Source organism: Agrobacterium sp. LY4, from assembly GCF_001526585.1.
GTDB lineage: Bacteria > Pseudomonadota > Alphaproteobacteria > Rhizobiales > Rhizobiaceae > Agrobacterium > Agrobacterium leguminum.
In genome coordinates, this window is the sequence record NZ_ASYA01000001.1 from 206,282 (window position 1) to 229,815 (window position 23,534).

Consider the following 23,534-nt stretch of genomic DNA (forward strand, 5'->3'; position numbering starts at 1 on the left):
TTATCTTGATGTAGAGATTCTTGAAATGAAGAAAAATACGACCTATGCCGCCGATGTGCTGGTGACAGCCCTTGCCCCCGCCATCTGGGGAACCACCTATTTCGTGACGACCGAATTTTTGCCGCACGGTTATCCCTTTCATGTCGCGATGCTGCGCGCATTGCCGGCCGGCGTGCTTTTGCTGCTTTTCGTAAGAAAGCTGCCGCACGGTATCTGGTGGCCGCGCAGCTTCATTCTCGGAGCGCTGAATTTCTCGTTTTTCTGGGCGATGCTTTTTGTGTCGGCCTATCGGCTGCCGGGCGGCGTGGCGGCAACGGTGGGCGCAGTGCAGCCCCTGATCGTGATTGGCCTTTCCCGGCTGTTTCTCGCCGCACCCGTCCGGCCGCTGGCCATCGCGGCCGGTTTTCTGGGCATTGTCGGCGTTGCGCTTCTGGTTCTGGCGCCGGGCGCTGCGCTGGATGGTATCGGCGTGGCGGCAGGTCTTGCCGGTGCCGTCTCCATGGCTTTCGGAACGGTGCTGACCCGTAAATGGCGGCCGCCGGTGTCGAACCTCACATTCACCGCCTGGCAATTGACGGCGGGCGGCCTTCTCTTGCTGCCGGTCGCCTATTTCCTGGAGCCAGCCCTGCCGACGCCGACAGCGGCCAATATTCTCGGCATGGCCTATCTGGGACTTATCGGTGCCGCCGCGACCTATTTTCTGTGGTTTCGCGGGCTTGCCCGCATCGAACCTTCCGCCGCCGCATCGCTCGGTTTTCTAAGCCCGGTCGTTGCAACCCTGCTCGGCTGGCTGGCGCTCGGCCAAAGCCTTACGCCAGCGCAGATCGCCGGTTTTGTTGCGGTGCTTTTCAGCATCTGGCTCAGTCAGCGCAGCCAGTTGCCGAGATAGGTGTCGTCAGGCCCATTCGCCCTTGCGCATCACCGGAACCGTGGAGCCGTCCGGCTTCACGCCGTCAATATCCACCTTGTCGGAACCGATCATCCAATCGATATGGATCAGGCTTGAGTTGCCGCCCTGCGCCTTGATCTCATCCTGCGACAGCGAAGCGCCGTCGAGGAAGCATTTCGAATAGCATTGGCCAAGCGCGATGTGGCAGGAGGCGTTTTCATCGAAAAGCGTATTGTAGAACAGGATGCCGCTTGCCGAAATCGGCGAGGAATGCGGCACCAGCGCCACTTCGCCGAGACGCCGCGCGCCCTCATCGGTGTCGAGCACCTTGTTCAGCACCGCTTCGCCCTTCGAAGCCTTGGCTTCGACGATGCGGCCGGCTTCGAACTTTACCTGGATGTCGTCGATCAGCGTTCCCTGATGCGACAGCGGCTTGGTGCTGGAGACGTAACCGTCGACACGCAGCGCATGCGGGGTGGTGAAGACTTCTTCCGTTGGGATATTCGGGTTGCAGGTCACGCCATTCTTGGCGGTGGAGGCGCCGCCATGCCATTCATGGCCGTCCGCCAGGCCGATCTTCACATCCGTGCCGGGGCCGGTGAAATGCAGCGCAGAGAAGCGCTCGCCGTTCAGCCATGCCGAACGTTTGGCGAGATTGGCATTGTGCTGCGCCCAGGCCGCGACCGGGTCGGCCAGATCCACCCGCGATGCGGCGAAGATGGCGTCCGCGAGCTTGCGAACAGCTTCGTCTTCCGTCACATCCGGAAAGACCTGCTTTGCCCAGGAGGGATTCGGATAGGAGATGATGTTCCAGTTGATGTCGAAATTGGAAATCTTCTCCAGCGCCGGCTTGTAGGCCATGGAGTTGGCCTTGTTGGCGCGGGCTACCTTGGTGGGGTCCTGTTCGGCCAGCAGCATGGGGTTGTCGCCGGCAATCGCCAGCCGCGCCGCGCCATTGGCATAGGCTTTCGCCATGCCTTCGTAGAGCCAGCCGGAAGCCCGGTCGAAATTGGCGTCGCTGGCGTGGCGATAGCGGGCAAGCGTGGTTTCTTCGTCGGAATAGAAGGTGGTGACCAGCCCGCCACCCGCCATATAGGCGTGTTTGGTCAAAAATCGCACCAGCGGCAGGGCCGCCAGCGGTGCGGTAATCACCAGATCCTGATCCTTCTGCAATTGCAGGCCGACCTTGACGGCGACTTCGGCCAGTTTTTCGAGTTTGACGGGATCGATGGGGGAAATGGTCATGATCTGCCTTCGTCTATTTCAATAGGAGGCGCTGACCATAGCCCATTCCTTCCGAAAGCCAAATGCTTTCAGGCGCGCCTCCTGCGCTTCAATCGGCGACCAGCGGCGCGGCAATGGCCTTCAGTGCGCTTTGGGCATCGCGGGGCGAAAGCCTCACCTGCAGGCCGCGTTGTCCGCCATTCATGTAGACATAATCATGCGCCATGGCACCGGCCTCGATGGCCGTCGGCACCTGTTTCTTCTGCCCGAAGGGGCTGATACCGCCGACATGATAACCGGTGGCTCGCTCCGCATCGGCAGGCTTCATCATGCTGGCGGATTTGCCCCCGAAGGCGGCGGCCAGCTTCTTCATACTAACCTCGCGATCCGAAGGGACGACGACGCAGACCGGCTTGCCGTCCAGCTCCGCCATCAGCGTTTTCAGCACCAGATGCGGTGGCTCACCGATCGCCTCGGCCGCCTGCAGGCCGATGCGGTCGGCATTCGGATCGTAGTCATAGGTAACGGTGGTGAAGGCAACGCCGGCCTTGGTCAGCATTTGGGTGGCACGGGTTGTTTTGGACATGGCGGGCTGCGTTCACGCAAAAAGGGTCTGGTAGGTTTCAGGCTTGAAACCGACGGTTATCCTGTCCTTCGCTTCCAGCACGGGACGCTTGATCATGGAGGGCTGCTCCAGCATCAGCCCGATGGCCTTTTCACGGGTGAGATCGGCCTTCTGACCGTCATCGAGTTTCTTGAAGGTGGTGCCGGCGCGGTTGAGAACCGTTTCCCAGCCCGCGGCATCGCACCATGTTTCCAGATGGGCACGGTCGATGCCGGCCGCCTTATAGTCATGGAAAGAATAGTCGACACCGTTGGCTTCCAGCCAGCTTCTGGCCTTCTTCATCGTGTCGCAGTTTTTGATGCCGTAAATCGTGACCGTCATGCCATCTGCCTCTTCGTCTCTAAAAGCACTTCCGGCATAACAAAATATCCGTCTTATTCAACCTGCCTGCTGAAGTGCCCTGCGCATATACCCGGTCCCGGTGCCTAAGCCATGCAAAATCGCAATGGCTGATATCCAAACGAGCGCGAGCAAAGCTGCATGGCTTCCCTGCTGCATCATGAGTTGTAGAACGGGCCGGAAATGCCCATTATCTAGGCATCAAAGATGGAGAGAAAAATGCGTCAGGTTGCAAAGACATCGCGTAACTTCTTCGGTGAAACTTTCGCCGTTCTCGGTGCAGCGCTCTCGGTTTCGGCCGCTGTTCGCGCACATCGCAAGCCCGCCCGCGCCGATCTCGAAGCCCTCGGCATCGACGGCAAGGCTTTCGACAAGGTACAGCTCTAAGCTGATCATCATCCGTTGCGAGGCGATATCGCCTCGCTTGCGCTCAGAATCGATAACCGGATCGGTTTTCGGCTGGCGCGGCGGATGTGCAACTGGCGCGAAGAGCGTCGGATTCGCACAAGAAGGTTCCGCATAGTTCCCAATGGAGAATGCGGAAAAATTGTCGGTATCAGAGCGCTATGCCGCTTCAGGTGCATGTTATCGCACCGACGCCCTTTGTGTCGGCCGTTTCGAAGGTCCGATCACTTTTTCCGGCAAATGTAGCTGGCTTTCAGGCCGTTCATAACGCTCCGCTTTCGGCGAGAGTGCGAAGCGCCCGAGCAGTTCATGCCGTGTTTCGCCATTGTGGCTGAAAACGAGTTCGAAGCTCCCCGCAAGCCAGCTATAGGGTTTGTCAGCCGGCATCAGCTCAATTTTCCCGCAGCCGTAGATAACGGTGAGATGTGGCGTAAACGACGATGCGGCGACATAGGGCAGGTTTGCCCGCCAAAGGGCGCGCTGCACCATTTTCGCCAGAGCCTTAAGTTCCAGCATCTCGCGGCTGCTGCGTAGCGCCAGACTGCTGCGATTGCCGAAAAGCGATGTTCCATCGAATGTGATCGGAACGGGCCGCGCCTTGATCTCGCCCAGCGCTGCCTTCAGCCTCTTTACCAGCCCGTGAGGCACGGTCTCGAAACCTCCAATACAGAGCAGGGTTATATGCAGAAGCTCCGGCGGATAGGCCTCACGCTTCGTCCGCCCTGCGGCATGGCGCGACGCATCGGCAAAAATTCGCTCCGCCAGGGCTGCCGGCGGTTTCACCGTGATCAAGAGCTTGCTGCTAAATCGCGGATTGAAACGCCGTATTTTCTCCGGCTCCCATCCTTCGAAGAAAAGCTGCTTTAAACCTCCTTCATCTGCCAACCCGAAACCCATAGCGATGCTCCACGGCCTTTGCCCGGGCCGGGATATTATCACCAATGGCAATAATTGAAAGAACAAAAGGAGAACAAAAGCATTAGGCGCTTACCAGATGCCGGGAAATAGCCGATAGCGCCTTTCACGGGCATAATCAGCATAACCGGGCAATTCGGCCTGGAGCAGACGATCTTCCCAGCCGGTGCGCAGGATCAGCAGGGCGATGGCCAAAGCGGCGGGGAGCAGCGCCACCCAGGAACCCAATGCGAGCGGTATGCCAGTGAACATGGCGATTGCGGACGTGTAACCGGGGTGGCGCACGATACCGTATGGGCCCGACGTGATCACCTGCTGTCCGCGCTCGCTTTGGATGCGGACACCCGGCTCGAAGAACGGATTGACGGCTTGGGCCCACGCCGTAACCCCAATGCCGCCGACAAGCAGGATATACCCGAGCAGAATGGCCCAAAGCGGCACGATGGACCACCCCATCCGGCCGGCGTCGAGTGCCGCAACCGGGATTTCAGCGGCAAAAGCGAGAAGGATACCGGTGACGAGAAACAGGTCCCATGTCTTGGTGCCCGGCTGGAACCGGCTGCGCGCGCGGAAAATGACCGGGTTCACAAGCGCCAATACTAGCGCGGAAAGGCCAAAGGCGGCGACGACAACCGCGAGGAAAACCCAGCCCGGACACCAGCCGATCCGGCCCGCAGGCAGAAAGATCAGGGCCATCAGACTGAGCGGTGAAATAATGGCGTAGAGGATCGCGGCGGCGCGTGACATTGGCTTCGGATCGACATCGTGTGTCATCGACGGGCTCCCCCATTGTCCTTTGCAGGCGAACGTAGCCTGTCCTAACGGACTGCATGGCACTGGCTAAAGCCGTGCCGGACCGACGGTGCTCTGCAAAGGATGGTCGAAATACTGGCGAAAAACGGCGCAAAGTCAAACGTGCAAGCGGCTTCGTGGCTCGTCAACCGCATGACACGAGCTTCTGGACCCGGACGATGCGGCCTCGGTTCGGGGCGTGGATCAGCTGCCATCGGCCTTGGAATAGGCTCGCCATATCCGTCACGCGCACTCGGTCTCCGGTAAGCTCCTTTCAGCGTTCATAGGTTAAAACCGCCTGGCGTTGACATTCTACCTACTAGTTGGTAGGCTACTCTCATGAAAAATCCACAGACCAAAGCCGATGAAATCCTCCGTTGCGCACGCTCCCTGATCATAAAGGGCGGCTACAACAGTTTCAGCTATGCCGACATTTCCGCTGTGGTCGGCATCCGCAATGCGAGCATTCACCACCATTTTCCCAGTAAGTCCGATCTGGTCCAAAAACTTGTCGCTCAATACAGGCAGGAGGCCGAAGCCGGTATCGCCGAACTGGAGCGAAACATTTCCAACCCGCTCGAACAGCTCCGCGCCTATATCGGCTATTGGGAGGGCTGTATCGCCGAGGCCACTCATCCCTTCTGCGTCTGCGCTCTGCTCGCCAGTGAAATTCCGGTTCTTCCTGAAACGGTCGCTCTTGAAGTGCGCGCGCATTTTCGAAATCTCTCCGACTGGCTAACCGCCGTTCTGGAAAGTGGCGTTGCCCAGGGGCGCCTCGCGCTGAGCGGGACCGCCAGAGCGAACGCTGAAATCTTCATGGCCACCGTGCACGGCGCGATGCTTTCCGCCCGTGCCCATGGTGATGCGACGACTTTTGGCGCAATAACCCGCCCCATGCTGGAGCGCATGACCGCTTAAATTCGGAGTTTCGCGAGGGAGCTCGATGCATGACCTGAGCGGCACGCCACCGAAAAAATAGACCGTATTAAGCTCGCAGATTTGTCGATGACGGTCTGCTTCCCGGACCACCACGTCCTTCTGGACGAGAAAGGCAATCTCTCATGTTCGGAATTTCTCCGCTCGGCTGGATCCATACGCTTGGAAGCCTGCCAGCCATTCCCGCCGCCATTTACATGTTTGCCCGCCACGGTCGAATCGTTCCCCGATCAGCGTTAGGCACTCTTTATCTTGTCTCCATGCTGATTGGCGCTGCGACGGTCTTCCTCGTGGCGCATCAGCCGATCAGTTACGGCGTTGGCGTCCTGACCATCCTGTTCCTGCTCGCAGGTTACGGCATCGAAGGCGTTCTGGGTTCAACGCGCATGGCCAGATATATTGAAACCATCTGTCTCAGCATCAGTGCGTTTCTTTTGATGGTCCCGACGGTCAGTGAAATCCTGCGTCGTGTTCCAGACGGTCACCCTCTGGTTACGGACCTGAAATCGCCGCTGCTTCTCGGCGCTCAGGCAGGGTTGCTGGCGATCCTCGTGGTCGGCCTGACCGCCCAGATCATCTATCTCGCACGACAAAACAGAAACGCCGCGAACTAGTCGCAGCGCTATATCCAAGTCTGTGTCCAACCCCAGTGGCGTTGCCGCAGCCACGGTGGATTGGGGAAGGGCCCCTACCGCGCCTAATCATGGAATGGTTGGCGCGCTTCGATTGTACATTGGCGTGCTCCGATACTGCCACCCAAAGACCAGTCAGATAGATTGAGGCTCGTCACAGAATTGGGAAGTGCAAATGACTGGAACGATCCTCATTACCGGAACTTCGAGCGGCCTCGGCCGTGCCACGGCCAAGCTCTTTCAAGCGAAGGGATGGAACGTCATCGCGACAATGCGCGACCCCGGGGCCGAAACAGAACTGACGAAGCTTGCAAACACGCTCGTTACCCGTCTCGACGTTCAGGATGTCACGTCGATCACCGCCGCGCTGGTCGCCGGTTTGGCGCGGTTCGGGCGTATCGATGCTCTTGTCAACAATGCGGGATACGGTGCCTATGGACCCCTTGAGGCGACGCCGCTGGAGAGCATGCGCCGCCAGTATGACGTGAATGTCCTTGGCCTCATGGCAACGACCAAAGCCCTTTTGCCGCATTTTCGGAAAAACCGCAGCGGCACCATCGTCAACATCTCATCGATGGGCGGACGGATCGCCTTTCCAACAGGCGCGCTCTATCACGGCACGAAATTCGCGGTGGAAGGCCTTTCCGAAGCGCTGCAATATGAGCTTGCACCCCTCGGCATCCGCGTGAAAATCGTCCAGCCCGGCATGATCAACACGGATTTTTCCGGTCGGTCCTTCGAGCACAACAACGATCCGGCACTTGTTGAATATCAGCCCGTTATTCAGGGCATGTGGGATCTGGCGAATTCGATGAAGGATCAAACATCGTCGCCAGAAACGATTGCGGAAGTCGTTTACGAGGCCACAACGGACGAGAGCGACCGGCTCCGCTATGCCGCCGGCGCCGATGCGGAGCAGCTCCTTGCCGCGCGCTACGCGTCGGACGACGCAGAGTTCTTCGCTGGTATGAAGGCACAATTCGGGATGGCTTAAGTCGTCGCCCCTGCGGCGCGCCGGAGTATCCAAGGGTTCATCAGCTCCCCCGATACGCCTCCTGCCCGATTTCCCCCGCTTCCGGAGCGGAAGTGGGGGCGGAATCGGGTGGTGAACTTCTCTCCTACCTGCGGGTGCGCGAGCGAGCAGCGACGGCCATTCCTAGGCGCATTCCGCCCTTGTTGGTGCCGCATGGCGGGCCCGACATCCCGTCCTATGAGCAGACACCCAAGGTCGGGCCCGTTGAACACGAACTCCGATCGGGTTTCGGAGCAAAGCAGCATACCGCCCGCCGATGCCCTGGCTTGATCGGCCCAGATCACAACCCCAGCAAAGCAGGTGCATTTTGACGACTTGGACGCAAGGCTATGTAGATGGCCTGGACTATACGTTCGATTTTTACCGGGAATTGACGCCTGCCTTGTTGGGTTTTGCGGCCCTTTGTAGGGGACAGAAGTTTGCCCTGGAAGGCCGGTCACTGAAATATTGCGAGCTTGGCTGCGGTCAGGGCTTTTCGACCAATCTTCTTGCCGCCGCCAATCCCGACATTGAATTTTATGCCAATGATTTCAATCCCGCCCACATTGCCGGCGCGCGATCGTTGGCGGGTGACGCCGCACTCGCCAATGTGCACTTTTACGAGCATGCCTTTGCGGATTTTGCCGATGAACCCTCGCTTCCGAATGGTTTCGATATCATCGCCCTCCATGGGGTCTTCAGCTGGATATCGGCGAGGAACCGCGGCCAGATCATGGACTTCATCTTTCGCAAGCTGAAGCCCGGCGGTCTGGTCTTCATCAGTTACAACACGCTCCCTGGCTGGGCCGCCACCCTGCCTTTGCGGCGCATTCTCCTCGATCGGGCAAATCGGAATTCAGGACCGCTGCAGCTGCGCATCGAGGAAGCCCTCGAATTCGCGGATACGCTCCTCAAATCGGATGCGGGATATTTCAAGAACAATCCCGCGGTGAAAACGCATTTTGGCCAGATGCAGCAGATGTCGCGCAACTACCTCGCGCACGAATATTTCAATGAGGACTGGCATCCCATGTATTTTTCGGATGCCGTCAGGGAATTGTCTGCGGCGAAGCTCTCATTCCTCGGGTCGGTCGACTTGCTCGATGCGGTCGAGAGCCAGTTGCTCAGCATCGAGCAGCAGGCCTTATTGGCAGCAGAGTTGGATCCGATACAGCGCGAGACTTTGAAAGCCTTCGTGACGAATGAGCAGTTTCGTCGGGACCTGTTCGTAAAGGGCGCTATTCCCCATACGGTTCGAAGTTCGGCGGGCGGCTGGATCGATGCCAGGTTTGCGCTTTCCAGGCCTCGCGACGTCGTTGCCGCAGCCCTGAAAAGGCGTTTCTCAAATCAGCAGCTTCAGGAGGCGATTTACGAGCCGCTGCTGAATGTTCTCTCTGGTGGTCCCGTCACCACGCGGGAAATTTTGAGCGATACCATCGTTGGCCGTTCCCTGTCCTGGGGACAGGTTACGGATACGCTGACCGCCCTCGTTGGCGCGGGATACCTCCAGCCATGTTTGCGGGAGGAGGGGCAGGCGCAGCGCGAGAAAAGCTGCGGCGCGTTCAACGCTGCTGTTTGCAGGAATGCGAAGGACAGCGAAACGCTACAGTTTCTCGCTTCTCCGGTGACCGGCGGAGGTGTCAGGCTGGACAGGTTCGAACAGCTTTTTCTTCTGGCGATCGGCGACTGTAAAGAGCGGCCGGAAGAATGGGCCCATCATGCCTGGTCGGTGCTTGCTCCCCAGGGACAAAAATTGTTGAAGGAGGGAAGAGCGCTCGAAACCGAGGAAGAGAATTTGACCGAACTCACAGCACGGGCGAACGTGTTTGCCGATAATCTGCTTCCTGTATGTCGATCCTTGCGTATAGTGCAATAGATACATAAAGCGCCCGGTCGGCATTGCTAAGAGTGCTGCCGGCCATGTTCTTTTCTGTGAAATGTGCTCTGCGAATGGATGGCTTAAATCGTAGCGCGAGAAACCAGAATGGCCCCATCTGACACCTACGCACTCGACACCGCGACATGGCGTATGGTCTTCAAGGACCTCGGCATCGTCCCGGCCAACGCCCTGCGGCGTGCAGGCCTGCCGGACGATCTTCTGCAACACCCCTCGGTTCGCCTCCCGCCCGATGAATACCACCGCCTCTGGAACGGAATGGAGGCGGAAGCGGGTGATGGACTTTTCCCGCTGCGGGTATGCGAAGCGATCCGCGGCGAAGCTTTTTCGCCGCCGATCTTCGCTGCCTTGTGCAGCCCTAACCTCGTGACGGCCGTCCGCCGTATCGCTCAATACAAGCGGCTGATCGCGCCAATGCGCCTTGAGGTGTCGGAGGAGCATGACAAGATGACCCTGGAACTTTCGTGGATCTGTACGACGCAGCCGCCGGGTTCCCTGATCCTGCTGGAATTGCTCTTTTTCGTTTCGCTCGCTCGCATGGGTACGCGCGAGACGGTTATTCCAGTCGCAGTAACGACGCCTGTCCTGCCCTCGCCGATCGCCCCCTATGAAGCATTTTTGGGTGCAAGCCTGAAACAGGGAGCGCGCCATCAGATCGTCTTCGGCGCGGCCGATGCGATCCGCCCTTTCCTGACATCAAATGCGCGAATGTGGGCAACTTTCGAGCCGCATTTACGTCAGCAGCTGGCCGAACTCGATGGAGAGGTCACGACGTCGCAACGCGTTCGAGAGGCTCTTCTCGCGGGGATCCCGAGCGGCCGTATTTCCATCGAGGCGATCGCCGGGAAACTCGTGATGAGCAAGCGAACCTTGCAACGGCGCATCGAATCCGAAGGTGCCAGTTATCAGCAACTCCTGGCAGAGACGCGCGCAGCGCTTGCACACCACTACCTCAGAAAGACAACCCTGCCTCTGGCGGAAATCTCTTTCCTGCTCGGCTTTGATGAACCGAATTCCTTCTATCGGGCCTTTCGAGCTTGGACAGGAAAGACGCCGGATAGTGTCAGGTATAAACAATGAGCGGAGCCGCTAGGCCCACGGGCGTCTGCCGTTCAGATTGGCACGCAGCGGCGTTTTGGTAGGCCAAAATCATTCCCACTCGATCGTGCCGGGCGGCTTGCTCGTCACGTCATAGACGACGCGATTGATGCCGCGTACTTCGTTGATGATGCGGGTTGCCGCGCGGCCAAGGAAATTCATGTCGTAGGGATAGAAATCCGCCGTCATGCCATCCACCGAGGTCACGGCGCGAAGCGCGCAGACGAAGTCATAGGTACGGTAATCGCCCATGACGCCCACGGTCTGCACCGGCAGCAGCACGGCGAAAGCCTGCCAGATGGTGTCGTAGAGACCGGCCTTGCGGATTTCATCGAGATAGATCGCATCCGCCTTGCGCAGAATATCGAGCTTCTCACGGGTAATCGCACCGGGGCAGCGGATTGCCAGGCCCGGGCCGGGGAAGGGGTGGCGGCCGATGAAGCTGTCCGGCAGGCCGAGTTCACGGCCGAGCGCGCGCACTTCATCCTTGAAGAGTTCGCGCAGCGGCTCGACGAGCTGCATGTTCATCCGCTCGGGAAGACCGCCGACATTGTGGTGGCTCTTGATGGTGACCGACGGGCCGCCGGAGAAGGAGACGCTTTCGATGACGTCGGGGTAAAGCGTGCCCTGCGCCAGGAAATTCGGTGCGCCCTTGCCGTCGGCAGCAATCTTGGCCGCTTCGGCCTCGAAGACCTCGATGAACAGGCGGCCGATGGTCTTGCGCTTCACTTCCGGATCGGAAACGCCCGACAGTTCGCCGAGGAACAGGTCCGCGGCATCCACATGCACCAGCGGAATATTGTAATGGTCACGGAACATGCCGACGACCTGCTCGCTTTCGCCAAGCCGCATCAGGCCGTGGTCGACGTAAACGCAGGTGAGCTGGTCGCCGATCGCCTCATGAATGAGGATGGCCGCAACCGAGGAATCGACGCCGCCGGAAAGCGCGCAGAGCACGCGGCCGGTGCCGACCTGTTCGCGGATCTTGCGGATCATCTCGGCGCGATAGGCCGCCATCGTCCAGTCGGATTTGAGGCCGACGATCTTGTGCACGAAGTTGGACAGCAGCTTGCCGCCGTCAGGCGTATGCACCACTTCCGGGTGGAACATGGTGGTGTAATAATGGCGCGTCTCGTCGGCGGCGATGGCGAAAGGTGCGTTCTCGGAGGTTGCGATGACCTCGAAACCTTCCGGCAGCTTCGTCACGCGGTCGCCATGGCTCATCCAGACGGGGTAGCTCTTGCCCTGTTCCCAGAAGCCTTCGAAAAGCGGGCTCGCCTTCTTGATGTCGATATCGGCGCGGCCGAATTCCGCCGCATGGCCACCCTCGACCACACCGCCGAGCTGCGTGCAGAGCGTTTGCTGGCCGTAGCAGATGCCGAGGATCGGAACCTTGCTGTCGAACACCGCCTGCGGTGCGCGCGGGCTTCCTTCCGCTGTGACAGATGCGGGGCCGCCGGAGAAGATCACGCCCTTGGGCTGAAGCTTCTCGAATGCCTCTGCGGCATTCTGGAACGGATGGATTTCGCAATAGACCCCGGCTTCGCGGATGCGGCGCGCAATCAGCTGCGTCACCTGGCTGCCGAAATCGATGATGAGAATGCTGTCGGGATGGGCTATCTGGGTCATGGCGAGCCTTTAAAGAAAATGGCGGCTTTAGGCAACCCGGAAGCGGGCGTCAAACAGCGGAAATTTGCGAAAATCGCAAGGTTCTAAAGGGCAATCACGCCGTCCTCTATGGCGCGGCAAAGCCGGTGGACGGCATCGGCCAGCTTTTCATCGATGATGTGCAGGTACTCCGTCCAGTCGTCCACATGGTTCACATCCACCTTGCCATCGGAAATGCCGCGCAGACTGACGAGCGGTACGCCGAAGCGCTGGCAGGCTCTTAAAACCGCAAAGGTTTCCATTTCCACCATATCGGCGTCGATCAGCCCGTAGGCCTCGCCTGAAACGACATTGGCGCCCGTGGAAAGCCGCGCCTCGGCAATTTCGGGTATCCGCAAAGGCAAGGCCACTTCTGCGGGCAGATCGAGCAGCGGCGTGCAGCCCTTTTCGAAACCGAAGGCGGAGGCGTCCATGTCGCGATAGGAAACCGAAATCGCCTGATAGATCCCGGTTTGCTCCAGCGTTCGCGAACCGGCGGAACCGAGCGAAACGACGAGGTCCGGCAGGTGATCGGCCGCATCGAGACCGGCAAGAACGGCCGTGACCGCAATCGCCGCTTCGACCGGGCCGATACCGGTCATCAGCGGCGCAATGCGTGCCTGGAGATGGGGACCGTATTCGGGGGAAGCCGCCATGACGAAGAGGACGGATTTATCCGCAACATGCAAAAGCCGGTAGCTCATCCGGTAATATCCTCGCGCCCCTTCACGACCATCATCGTGCCCGTCATGGAGGCGATGAGCTTCGCCGGCCCGTCGGACAGCGCATAGGCGCGGCCATCGGCGACGATCAGGTTGTTCCCTGGCTTGATGATCTCGCCGCGAAACAGGAACCGCTCGCCGCGCCCGGGCGACATGAGATTAACCTTGAACTCGATGGTCAGCAGCGAGGCTTCCGGCTCGATGATCGTATAGGCGGCATAGGTGCAGGCGGTGTCCAGACCGGCGGCGATGACGCCCGCATGCAATATGCCGTGCTGTTGCGTCAGCTTTTCATGAAAAGGGAGTTCGATTTCCACCAGCCGGTGTTCGATACGGCTGATCTCGGCGTTAATCGCCTGCACCACGCCCTGCCGCGCAAAGCTTCTTTCTATCCGCTGACGAAAATCGCCGGGATCCGTGATCTCCATGGCCTACCTGCCTGCTTCTGCCTCATCGCAAACTGACATGGCGCGTAGCGGCAGGCAAGGCAAGGGCGGTGCGGGGATTTAGTTCAACATGCCGATGCTTGCATTCAGCACCGTGGCAAAGGCGACCCACACGGCATAGGGCACGAAAAGCCACATGGATATGCGGTCACGACGGTAGGCGAGCGCCACGAAGGCGACGATGCAGATCAGCATCGGAATGATGATGATGAGCGCCCCCGCCGGGCTTTGCATTCCGAAAAAAATCGGGGACCACAGGAAGTTCAGCACCATCTGCGTGAACCAGAGCCGCATGCGCGTTCCCATCGGCTTGCGGATCCATGTCCGTGCGCCGGCAATGCCGATCAGCACGTAAAGCGCGGTCCAGACAGGCCCGAAAATCCAGTTGGGCGGATTGAAGAAAGGCTTCTGCAGCGATTGATACCATTCGCCGGGCACATTGTTGACGCCGATCAGCGCCCCCACGGCAACAACAGCAACCACAAAAACGACATAGACGGCAAGGTTTCTCATGATCCGTCCAATGCGCCGGCCGGACTTTTGTTCCCCTGTCTTTTCAGTATTTTAGCTGGACAGACGCACGATGTGCTGGTCCCACGCCACGTCGCTGCGCCGGGTCTCGAAAAAGCCGTCATAGGAAGAAACCGCAATGCCTCTTGCGGCGGGCGCGACGCCTGCCGCTTCCCGCACGGTCGTCTCGGAAACGACGCGCCCGGTTTTCGCATCCAGCGTCACGGCGGCGTTGCCGTTGGGCGAGGTCAGGCCCACCAGCCCATCGCGCCGGTTGACGGCAATGGCCCCGACATAATTGGCAAGGCGCACCGTCGTTTCTTCCGGCAGATCGACGAAGGTGAGAGCCTCGCCCCTGGAGAAATGGCCGACAAGCGGCGGGAGATCGTTGCGCGGTCCCTCATATTGGCAGGCGAACCAGATACGCCCGTCATCGCCGAGATCGACATGGCGGGTGGAAAGCTGCCGCAGATGCGCCGGCATGGCGTGTTTCTGGATCACTTGCCCGGTCGAGGCGTCCAGAAGCACGAGGGACGGCTGCATATTGTCGATATTGAGTTTGGTTCGGCCGAAATCCGGATGGGTTTCGATGCCGCCATTGGCGATCACGATCAGCCGGCCGTCATCGCTCACCGTCATGTCATGCGTGCCGATGCCATGCGCATCATATTCGCCGATGCGGGCAAAGCCGTTGCGGGCGTCATAGAGCCCGATAACGCCGCGATTGCCGTCGAAGTCGTTTTCGCTGGCATAGAGGATCGCCCCGTCAGGAGAGAATTGCCCATGGCCGTAGAAGTGGCGGTTTTCCGGCGTGTGCATCACGATCGGTTCGCCGCGCCGCGCGGGGTCGAAGGCCATGAAGAAGGTGCCGGGCCGGCGCGCAAAGGCCACGGTCACGCCGGTCGTATGGCTTGTCGCCATTCCATGGGCGCGGGCAGGAAGCGCCACGCGGTCGATGATCTCGCCGCGCTCGCTCACCGTCGCAATGCCGTAGGACCCGTCACGGGCCCGGAAGGCGGAGGCAAAGACCGCGTCTGTCCGCTCCAGCGCATAAAGTGAACGGGGAGCCAGCGCGGCGAGGAAGGGAACTCCCGCCGCTTTGATGAAGCTGCGCCGATCTATCAGCATCCGTTTGGTGCCGGAGATCATAGGTTCAGTCCCCATCGGCGAAGGAGAAGCCGGAGCTGAGGCCGATGGCGCCGCCATATTGATCGTTCAAGCGGTAGATCAGGTCTTTGCCATTGAGCAGCAGATAATCCACCTTGGCACGCTGATCGTCCTGATCCAGCGCCTTTTGCACATCCGTATCGATGGTCCCGGCAACGCGGATCATCGATTTGGCGATGAAATCGATAGAGTTGACGATGGAGCGCTGATCGGGCGGTACGAGTTCGACCATATCCGCCGTGTGCAGCAGCGTCTGAACCGCCTTGATATTGGTGGAAATGCTCTGCCATGTCAGGCCGGAGCGCCAATAAATGGCGGTGCGGGGAAATCTTGCCTTGTCCGGTCCCTTGTAGAAGGTTTCGATCCGCTGGTCGCGAATGGCTTCGGAGCCATGGACGAGAATGCCGAGCAGGGCAACAAGCGCCTCGCGCTCGTCACGAAAGACGGGGTTGTCCGCTCCGGGCTGCGTCCAGTTTTTCTGCGCGCCGTCAGGTGCATTCCAGCTGTCGGAAAGTTCCGTCGCCACATTGGCGATATTACCGGCGATGGCCGCACCGTAACGGCAGCGGAAATCACCCTTCCTGTCTAGCAGCTCTTCCGCTCCGGTTCCGTAAAGTACGAACTCAAGAGCGCCGAGCCCCTGCGCCGCAACGCTCTTGCCGCTCAAGCCATCCGCACTCGTGACGCTCTCATCCTTTTCGGTAAGATAACGCTGCACCTGTTTCAGCCCGAGACCCTTCTTGTCGGGATAATAAAGCACGCGTTCGAAACGGTTCTTCTCGATGACAGGGCCGACACGCACGATCTCGATGGTTGACCAGCTTGACACCGTATCGACAAAGGCAGTCTTGGCCGCTGCTGCCGTCGTTTCGGAGGGGGCGGTGCAGAAAGCTTTCATGCGGCCTTCCAGCGTCTGCGCCGACTGCCGGAAGCGATCATAGCCGGGACGGATGAAGCCGTTCACCGCCTTTTCCATCACGCCCCGCACCTCAACCGGGTTGAGCGGCGGCGGCGGCATCAGTTCCACATCCTGTGCCCTTGCCGGCGGCGTGGTCAGAAGCAGCAGCACGGACATGACGCCGGAAATTTTTCGCATGGCATTTTTCATCAAAGGGACTCCAGAAAGGCCAGCAAAGCCTGCCGGTCGGATTTTTGCAAGGCGGCAAAGGCGTCGCGCGCTTTTTGCCCTTCGCCGCCGTGCCACAATATCGCTTCCGTCAGGCTGCGCGCGCGGCCGTCATGCAGGTAAAAACCGTTGCCATTGACCTTTTGCGTCAGGCCTATGCCCCAGAGCGGCTGGGTTCGCCACTGCCGTCCGCTGGCTTCTCCTACCTGCTGGCCATCGGCAAGTCCTTCGCCCATGTCATGCAGCAGAAAATCGGAATAGGGCCAGATCAGCTGGAAAGAATGCATGGGGTCGGCAGCGTCGCGGCGTGTGACGAATTTCGGGGTGTGGCAGGCCGTACAGCCGGAGGCGTAGAAAAGCTGCTTTCCGTGCAGAACCGTCGGATCATCGACATTGCGGCGGCGCGGCACGGCGAGGTTTTCGGTGTAGAAGGTCACGAGATCGAGAACCGGATCGGGCGCTTCCACCGGCCCGAGCCTTAGCTGCACGCCGGTCGGCATGGCAAGACAGTCCTTCTGGACGCCGGTACAGTCGCCATAGGCATTCGGCGCATCCGGGGTGGAAATGCCGATATCGTGGGAGAAGGCGCTGGCGCTCTGGTCTCGCACGCTCGCATTCTGCGCTTTCCAGCCAAACCGCCCGAGTTTCACCTCGCCGGTGCGATGGTCTTTGACCCATGCGGGACGCCCGGCAATGCCGTCGCCATTGTTGTCGTCCGGGTCGGCCTTGGCCAGAATATCGGCCTCGGCAATGGCCTCGATCAGGCCAAGCCCGAGGGTGGGCATGGCGATGCGCGCCGAAAGCGTCGTGTCGGCACCGAGCGGACCATATTGCAGGTTCGCCACGGCATAGTCGGGCTTGCGCAGCATCACCACCTCGCCATCCGCAAGCTGAACCGGCTCTTCCGTATAGGCGATGACCGGTTTGCCTTCGGCGGCGAGGCCGGGAATGGCCAGGTTCTGAAGCTGCCGGCCATAGGTCTCATCGGGAAAATTCAGGACCTGGTGGCTGGCAATGGCCTGTCGTTCGGCTTCATTGCGCGCCGGTCGCGCCAGCCGCAGAAACAGCGAGACGGCGTCTTCTCCGGCAAGAGGCGGTCGACCCCTGCCATCCTTCACATGGCAGGTCTGGCAGGATCGGGCGTTGAAGAGCGGCCCGAGCCCGTCCGAGGCCTGTGTGGAGGACGGAGAGGAGACCCAGAGCTTCTGGAACAGCGCATTGCCGAGCTTGAAATCCTGCTTCCGTTCGAGCGGCATGGTGGCGGAAGGATGCGAGAACGCGCCGCTGTCGGCCTTGCTGGTGCTGGTCGTTGCTCCGCCGGCCATGGCCTCGAAAGGTTCCGGCCCGGTAAAATCCGCCGTTGGCGCAGTCACGGCCAGCACGCGGCTTCGATCTTTCTCCGTCAGGTCGCCCCGCAGCGGTTCGGCAAGCGTCATCGACGCCACAAGGCAGGCTGCCCCGGCGAAGAAGAATGGCTTGCGGATCGGCGGCAGCAAAAATTGCATGACAATAAGGGCGGGTGAAAAGTAACGGGCCGCAGCGATCTACGGCCCGTTTTACCGCTTATTTGAAGACGGCGTTCGGATTGTCGAGGCTGTCGGAGCCTTCAAGCTCGATCTTGCCGAGATCGAGCGCCGCGATGACGCGTTCGACAGTCTTTGTCTGGTCGAGAAGGCCGTCGATGGCCGTCTGAACCACGGCGTTGCCTTCCTTGTTGCCTTCGCCGATCATCTGGTCATAGGCCTCGACGGTCTGCGCGCGCTTTTCCATCGCATGCATGGCGTCGAGCGTCTTGTTCAGCTTCGCCAGCATCTCGTCGTTCAGCGCCTTGTCCTTGGCGCCGACCAGTTCCGACAGCGAGGCGCCCGTCATCTTCGTTCCGTCCACGCGGGTATAGTCGCCGGTATAGGCCGAGGCGATGCCAATCGCGTCGTAAAGATGCGAATTGTAGGTGTTGTCGGAGAAGCAATCATGCTCCTCTTCCGGATCGTGCAGCAGAAGGCCAAGCTTCATGCGCTCACCCGCCAGCTCGCCATAGGAGAGCGAGCCCATGCCGGTGAGAATGGCGGTCAGGCCGGCTTTCGGATCGGCTTCCACCGTTTTCGTGGCTTCGCCTTCCGGCGCCCAGGCATCCACCATCTCCTGAAGATCCTTGATAAGCAGGGTCGAGGCGGATTTCAGGTAATCGGCGCGGCGGTCGCAATTGCCGTTCGTGCATTTCGCCTTGTCGTAATCGGTGTAGGGGCGGTTGCCTGCGCCCGGTCCGGTGCCGTTCAGATCCTGACCCCAAAGCAGGAATTCGATGGCGTGATAGCCGGTCGTCACATTGGCTTCGACATCGCCCGCCTCGTGCAGGCTTTCGATCAGCTCGGGGGTGATCTTGGAGGCGTCGACCTCTTCACCGCTGATCTTGATCTTCGGATTGGCGATGATGTTGGCAACGTAAAGCTCGTTCTCGTCGCTTTCCGTGCCATAAGAACCGTCGACATAGTCGATCAGACCTTCATCCAGCGGCCAGGCATTCACCTTACCTTCCCAATCGTCAACGATCGGGTTGCCGAAACGATAGACTTCCGACTGCTGATAGGGAACGCGGGCCTTGATCCATGCTTCCCGGGCGGCCTTCAGGGTTTCTTCGCTCGGCGTTGCGATCAGCGCATCGATGGCCTTGTCCAGCGCCTTCGCCGTGGTCAGCGAATCCTCATATTTCGCATGCGCGACATCGGCATAATGCTTGACGACGGCGGCCGCGTCGGTGGCGGCCCGGGCGGGAAGCGCGGTGAAAGCCGCAGATGCGGCAAGAAGCGCAAAAGAAGCGCTGAGAATGGTTTTGCGGATCATGATCCCTCTCCTTCGGCAGGCGTGAAATGACTTCGCGCCGCGGCAAGCGAGTTCTGACCCAATCACAAACTTGTGTCAAACATTCTAGTTTAGAATGCTTTGAAACAAGACCTGGTGTTGTTTTCCAAGTAAAATCAGTGCTTGCAAAGACAGCGTTATGCTTTGCGTTTCATCAAGCAGAAGAAGAAGCCATCCGTATCTGTGGTTGCAGGCGTCAGCGTCACTGTCTTGCCGTCGGAAGAATGCGGTTTATTCGCGTTGCCGCCGAAAGTCGTCTGCCAGCGTTCCAGTGCGGAGCCGATGGAGAATTCCGGATTTTCCGCGCAGAAACGCCTTACCTGCTGTTCGTTTTCTTCGGGAAGCACGGAACAGGTGACATAAAGCAGCTCGCCGCCCGGGCGTACGAACCCCTTGGCCTGTGAGAGCGCCTCGCCCTGCTGCTGCACGCGCTCTTCCAGATTGCGGGCCGTCAGCCGCCATTTGGTGTCGGGCCGGCGGCGCCATGTCCCGGTGCCGGTGCAGGGCGCGTCCACCAGAACGCGGTCGAATTTTTCCTGGAACGGCGTCAGGCCGGAGGCGCGGTCGTGCACCTGCACATTGCGCGTGCCGGCCCGCTTCAGCCGTTCGATGATCGGCGCAAGGCGCTTGCGGTCGGCGTCAAAGGCGTGGACCTGGCCCTTATTGTTCATGCTGGCCGCCATGGCCAGCGTCTTGCCGCCGCCGCCCGCGCAATAATCGAGGATCTGTTCGCCTTCATGCGCACCGGCAAGATCGGCAACAATCTGGGAGCCTTCGTCCTGTACTTCGAACCAGCCCTTCTGGAAGGACAGTTCGGCGGTGACGTTCGGCAGTCGGGAAGGACCTTCGCCGGCGGGAATGCGCACGCCCTGCCGGGCGATATGCGTGGCTTCCGCGCCGCTTTCTTCCAGAGCCTTCAGCACTTTGTCACGCGTTGCTTTCAAGGTGTTGGCGCGCAGATCAAGCGTGGGCCGCTCGTTCAGCGCCTGCGCCTCGGCGAGCCAGCGCTCTCCAAAGGCGGTTTCGAAGGAGGATTGCACCCATTCGGGTATGTCGCCCTGAATATGGGCCGGTGCATCGCTGAGGGAACGGGACAGAAAGGCCTTCTGCCTTTGTTCATCCGGTGCGGCGGGGGCGAATTTGTCGCCGTAGAATTCCGCCGAAAGGTCCGAAAAGCTTTTGCCCCATTGGCGCAGCAGCACGGCATAACCAAGCGAGGCAGCGCTGTCGTCATCCATCAGCCAGGCGTGCGACAGTTTCATGCGCAGCGCGTCATAGACGATGTTGCCGATTGCAGCCCTGTCGCCGGAACCGGCGAAACGATGGGCAAGGCCCCAATCTTTCAGAGCATCGGCGACGGGACGCCTGCGTCCCTCAATATCCGCCAATACTTCGATTGCTCCGGCCAAACGCCCGCCTAAACGCATTGTCTACCTCGTTCTTGTGCTAAGCCCGGTTGGTAGACGCGAATGGCGGCGAGGGCAAGGCTCAATCGGCCTTGACGATCTCGTAGCAGACCTTGGCCGTGCCGGAGTTGATCATGCCGATGTTCTTGGCGGCTGCCTTGGAAAGATCGAGAACGCGGCCCTTGATGAACGGCCCACGGTCATTGATGCGCACCACAACGGCCTTGCCATTGCGCGCATTGGTCACCTTGACCTTGGTGCCGAACCGCAGCGAGCGGTGGGCGGCGGTCAGGTTGGCGGCGTTCATGCGCTCGCCCGAAGCAGTCTTGGAGGTCAACGCATACCACGATGCGCCTCCACAACCATTTGCCGCATTCGCCTGAAGAGGCGCAATGATGGAACAGGCGGCGATAGTTGCAGCGGTGAAAGTTATACGACGGATATTCAACAAACTGTGCTTCCCTGAAAATCGGCCCCGCGCCGATTGATTGTGCCCTTGCTAAACGGCCATGAACTGGCCTGAACGCCTTTTGATGCGAGATTGTAGGGCGAGGGAAAAATGGCGAAAAAAAGCTGACCTCAAATCACGAACTGTTACAGTCTGTAATATTCGTGATCGTTAGCCGGAAAGCTGTCGGCAGGACATCCTGGCCAAAAGATGGAAAAAATAACGCAGAATCAATGGATAACGGAAATGCTGTTGCAGGTCACGGCTTCGTGAATCCAGTTCACGAAATGTGAGTGAAATATTTTTCTAATGACTACGATTTTAGTGATTTTTGGATGGTTAATAAAATCCTAATTGGCTGAAATAAGACGAAAACCATCCGCAAAAGCGGGATTGGAAGGATTTTTCATCGCTTTTCAGGGTGGGGTTTTTCAGCCTCTCCAGAGGCCGTTTTCCCATAAGTGCCTGAGGGAGAACCTGTACTCCGGAAAGCGGAAATCGAAGCCGAGATCGCGTATTCTGGCGTTGGAAACGCGCTTGTTCTCGCCATAAAAAGAGCGCGCCATCGGCGTCAGATCGGCGGTCTCGAAGGCCTGTTCGGGTGGCGGTTCCACCCCCATCAGCGCTGCTGCGAAGCTCACCACATCCTGCGGCGGGCATGGTTCGTCGTCGGTCACGTTGAAGATGCCGCGTTCGTTTTTCCGTGCCAGAAAGGCAAGTGCGGCACCGATATCCTCGACCCGGATGCGATTGAACACCTGGTCTTTCTTGACCAGCCGCCGCGCCGTTCCCTTCTCGAAATTCATGAAGGCATTGCGTCCGGGGCCGTAAATTCCGGAAAGGCGCAGGATGGAAAGCGGCACATCCGCCTTTTCCGCTGCCGCAGTCCAGGCGGTTTCCGCAGCCACCCGTTCCACGGATCGCGCGGAGACCGGGCGGCAGGGCGTTGTCTCGTCCACCCAAGCGCCGCCATGGTCGCCATAAACGCCGACGGTGGAAAGATAAGCGACCCATTTCAGATTGGGCATGAGCTTTTTCAGATCGCCGCCCAGAAGCGCAAGCAGCGGATCGCCATCCTTGCCCGGCGCGACGGATTGTACGAGATGCGTGATATTGCCCATTGCGGTGACGAGTTCGTCATTGAGCTGAACGCCGTCGAAGAGCAACGGCGTCATGCGTGCGGCGACGAGGTTTGGGAACTTGTCCTGGCTGCGTGTGGTGCCGGAAACGCTTGCTGCTTCGGTTCTCAGCGCGTTAGCGATGGCTTTCCCCGAATATCCCGCGCCGAAAATCATCACATGCATGCGTCACGCCTCTGCCAGTTGCCATTCCATTTCCGCCTCCGGATCAGGCTCCGGCGCGCGACCGGCAGAGTATGTACGGAATTCGTCCCTGTCCATAAGCCGTGACAAAGCCCATGCGGCCATGCCGCGCACTTCGGGCGAAGGGTCGGTTTCGGCAAGCGCCTTGCATCGTTCCACGAATTGCCGGTCGGCCGAGTTGCCCGCCGCGATCAGCACGTTGCGGATGAAGCGATTGCGGCCGATGCGCTTCACCGGCGAGCCGCTGAAGAAACTGCGAAAGGCGGTGTCATCGAGCGTGAGCAGGAAGGCGATGGAAGGTTCCTTCAGATCCTCGCGCGCCTGCAATTTCATCTCGGAGGCGCTGGCCGCGAATTTGTTCCATGGACAGGCGGCAAGGCAGTCGTCGCAGCCATAGATGCGATTGCCGATCATCGGCCGGAATTCGTGCGGGATCGGCCCCTTGTGTTCGATGGTGAGATAGGAAATGCAGCGGCGCGCGTCCAATTGATAGGGCGCGGGGAAAGCGGCCGTCGGACAGGCATCGAGACAGGCGCGGCAGGAGCCGCAATGGTCCCTCTCAGCCTCGTCAAGACAGAGTTCGGCCGTGGTGAACATGCTGCCGAGAAACAGCCAGAGCCATGGGTGCGGCTGACGAGGTTGGTGTGCTTGCCCTGCCAGCCGAGACCGGCGGCGGCGGCAAGCGGTTTTTCCATTACCGGTGCGGTATCGACAAAGACTTTCACATCCTCACCGGCGCGCGCGGCAAAACGGGTGGCGATTTCCTTCAGCCGCCCCTTGATGACGTCGTGATAATCACGATTGCGGGCATAGACCGAGATGGCAGCCTTGTCGGGTTTGGAAAGCAGGCCGCGCGGATCTTCTTCCGGACCGTAGTTCAGCCCGAACATGACGATGGAGCGCACGTCTCCCCAGAGCGTTTTCGGCTCTGCCCGGCGGGCCTCGGTTTCCTCCATCCACGCCATCGTGCCGTGATAGCCATTGTCGAGAAACTGTCTCAGCCGTTCGGGTGCGAGCGGCATGCTGTCCGGCGCGGTGATGCGACACAGATCGAAGCCGAGCGAAAGCGCTTCCTGACGAACGAAGTCCGTCAGTTTATGCGCGCGTATTCGCTGCT

23 protein-coding genes and 1 pseudogene are annotated in these 23,534 nt (G+C 59.7%); 7 read left to right on the forward strand and 17 right to left on the reverse strand.

Translation table 11 applies throughout. The features are described from left to right. The first annotated feature begins 25 nt into the window (after positions 1-25). Entirely contained in the window at positions 26-889 is an 864-nt protein-coding gene (locus tag L904_RS01025) for an EamA family transporter (RefSeq protein ID WP_020812410.1), read from the forward strand. Positions 890-895: 6 nt separating this feature from the next. On the opposite strand, the gene L904_RS01030 is transcribed toward L904_RS01025, so the two are convergent. The 3 genes from L904_RS01030 to L904_RS01040 all read right to left on the reverse strand — a co-directional run bounded on the left by L904_RS01030 (position 896) and on the right by L904_RS01040 (position 3,059). Continuing rightward, positions 896-2,134, reverse strand: a complete 1,239-nt coding sequence (locus L904_RS01030; protein ID WP_020812409.1) for an aminopeptidase — start codon at positions 2,132-2,134, stop codon at positions 896-898. A gap of 88 nt (positions 2,135-2,222) precedes the next feature. Continuing rightward, positions 2,223-2,699, reverse strand: coding sequence for a Cys-tRNA(Pro) deacylase (gene ybaK / locus L904_RS01035; RefSeq protein WP_020812408.1), 477 nt, complete (start codon positions 2,697-2,699; stop codon positions 2,223-2,225). A 12-nt stretch (positions 2,700-2,711) separates the two neighbouring features. Next, positions 2,712-3,059, reverse strand: a complete 348-nt coding sequence (locus L904_RS01040; RefSeq protein ID WP_020812407.1) for an ArsC family reductase — start codon at positions 3,057-3,059, stop codon at positions 2,712-2,714. 237 nt (positions 3,060-3,296) lie between these two features. Between L904_RS01040 and L904_RS28030 the strand changes: the two genes are divergently transcribed. Continuing rightward, complete coding sequence (locus tag L904_RS28030; RefSeq protein ID WP_003503889.1) at positions 3,297-3,464, forward strand: hypothetical protein; 168 nt, start codon at positions 3,297-3,299, stop codon at positions 3,462-3,464. Between the two features lie 198 nt (positions 3,465-3,662). Here the strand turns inward: L904_RS28030 and L904_RS01045 are convergent, their stop codons facing one another. After that, positions 3,663-4,379, reverse strand: a complete 717-nt coding sequence (locus L904_RS01045) for a 2'-5' RNA ligase family protein (protein ID WP_020812406.1) — start codon at positions 4,377-4,379, stop codon at positions 3,663-3,665. A 90-nt stretch (positions 4,380-4,469) separates the two neighbouring features. Continuing rightward, entirely contained in the window at positions 4,470-5,171 is a 702-nt protein-coding gene (locus L904_RS01050; protein WP_020812405.1) for an isoprenylcysteine carboxylmethyltransferase family protein, read from the reverse strand. A gap of 357 nt (positions 5,172-5,528) precedes the next feature. Here L904_RS01050 and L904_RS01055 point away from each other — a divergent pair, with 357 nt between their 5' ends. From L904_RS01055 to L904_RS01075, 5 genes are all read left to right on the forward strand, one after another. Continuing rightward, positions 5,529-6,107, forward strand: coding sequence for a TetR/AcrR family transcriptional regulator (locus L904_RS01055; RefSeq protein WP_020812404.1), 579 nt, complete (start codon positions 5,529-5,531; stop codon positions 6,105-6,107). A gap of 143 nt (positions 6,108-6,250) precedes the next feature. After that, positions 6,251-6,739, forward strand: coding sequence for a hypothetical protein (locus L904_RS01060; protein ID WP_020812403.1), 489 nt, complete (start codon positions 6,251-6,253; stop codon positions 6,737-6,739). A gap of 193 nt (positions 6,740-6,932) precedes the next feature. Beyond that, entirely contained in the window at positions 6,933-7,751 is an 819-nt protein-coding gene (locus tag L904_RS01065; RefSeq protein ID WP_020812402.1) for an SDR family oxidoreductase, read from the forward strand. Between the two features lie 346 nt (positions 7,752-8,097). After that, positions 8,098-9,645, forward strand: a complete 1,548-nt coding sequence (locus L904_RS01070; protein WP_020812401.1) for a methyltransferase regulatory domain-containing protein — start codon at positions 8,098-8,100, stop codon at positions 9,643-9,645. A 108-nt stretch (positions 9,646-9,753) separates the two neighbouring features. Then, on the forward strand, positions 9,754-10,746 hold the full coding sequence (locus tag L904_RS01075) for an AraC family transcriptional regulator (RefSeq protein ID WP_020812400.1): 993 nt from the start codon (positions 9,754-9,756) through the stop codon (positions 10,744-10,746). Between the two features lie 69 nt (positions 10,747-10,815). Here L904_RS01075 and guaA read toward each other — a convergent pair whose 3' ends face one another. The 12 genes and pseudogenes from guaA to queG all read right to left on the reverse strand — a co-directional run bounded on the left by guaA (position 10,816) and on the right by queG (position 23,373). After that, entirely contained in the window at positions 10,816-12,393 is a 1,578-nt protein-coding gene (gene guaA / locus L904_RS01080) for a glutamine-hydrolyzing GMP synthase (protein ID WP_020812399.1), read from the reverse strand. Between the two features lie 83 nt (positions 12,394-12,476). Further along, complete coding sequence (locus L904_RS01085) at positions 12,477-13,115, reverse strand: 5'-methylthioadenosine/S-adenosylhomocysteine nucleosidase (protein ID WP_020812397.1); 639 nt, start codon at positions 13,113-13,115, stop codon at positions 12,477-12,479. After that, positions 13,112-13,561, reverse strand: coding sequence for a PaaI family thioesterase (locus tag L904_RS01090; RefSeq protein WP_003520131.1), 450 nt, complete (start codon positions 13,559-13,561; stop codon positions 13,112-13,114). The genes L904_RS01085 and L904_RS01090 overlap by 4 nt, the downstream gene beginning before the upstream one ends. Positions 13,562-13,639: 78 nt before the next feature. Continuing rightward, entirely contained in the window at positions 13,640-14,092 is a 453-nt protein-coding gene (locus L904_RS01095; protein WP_020812396.1) for a TspO/MBR family protein, read from the reverse strand. A gap of 51 nt (positions 14,093-14,143) precedes the next feature. Continuing rightward, positions 14,144-15,238, reverse strand: a complete 1,095-nt coding sequence (locus L904_RS01100; RefSeq protein ID WP_020812395.1) for a DUF1513 domain-containing protein — start codon at positions 15,236-15,238, stop codon at positions 14,144-14,146. A 4-nt stretch (positions 15,239-15,242) separates the two neighbouring features. Beyond that, on the reverse strand, positions 15,243-16,364 hold the full coding sequence (locus L904_RS01105; protein ID WP_020812394.1) for an imelysin family protein: 1,122 nt from the start codon (positions 16,362-16,364) through the stop codon (positions 15,243-15,245). Beyond that, positions 16,364-17,887: a di-heme oxidoredictase family protein gene (locus L904_RS01110; protein ID WP_020812393.1), complete on the reverse strand. Its 1,524-nt coding sequence runs from the start codon at positions 17,885-17,887 to the stop codon at positions 16,364-16,366. Before L904_RS01110 ends, L904_RS01105 begins: the two co-directional genes overlap by 1 nt. Before the next feature lie 58 nt (positions 17,888-17,945). Next, positions 17,946-19,223, reverse strand: coding sequence for an imelysin family protein (locus tag L904_RS01115; RefSeq protein WP_020812392.1), 1,278 nt, complete (start codon positions 19,221-19,223; stop codon positions 17,946-17,948). A 155-nt stretch (positions 19,224-19,378) separates the two neighbouring features. Next, positions 19,379-20,668 (reverse strand): RsmB/NOP family class I SAM-dependent RNA methyltransferase, encoded by a 1,290-nt coding sequence (locus L904_RS01120; RefSeq protein WP_035264100.1) that lies wholly within the window; start codon positions 20,666-20,668, stop codon positions 19,379-19,381. 61 nt (positions 20,669-20,729) lie between these two features. Beyond that, positions 20,730-21,098, reverse strand: coding sequence for a septal ring lytic transglycosylase RlpA family protein (locus tag L904_RS01125; protein ID WP_003503862.1), 369 nt, complete (start codon positions 21,096-21,098; stop codon positions 20,730-20,732). Between the two features lie 428 nt (positions 21,099-21,526). After that, positions 21,527-22,399, reverse strand: a complete 873-nt coding sequence (locus L904_RS01130; RefSeq protein ID WP_035264097.1) for an SDR family oxidoreductase — start codon at positions 22,397-22,399, stop codon at positions 21,527-21,529. Positions 22,400-22,402: 3 nt separating this feature from the next. Further along, positions 22,403-23,373 (reverse strand): annotated as a pseudogene (gene queG / locus L904_RS01135) (tRNA epoxyqueuosine(34) reductase QueG). Positions 23,374-23,534 lie beyond the last annotated feature (161 nt).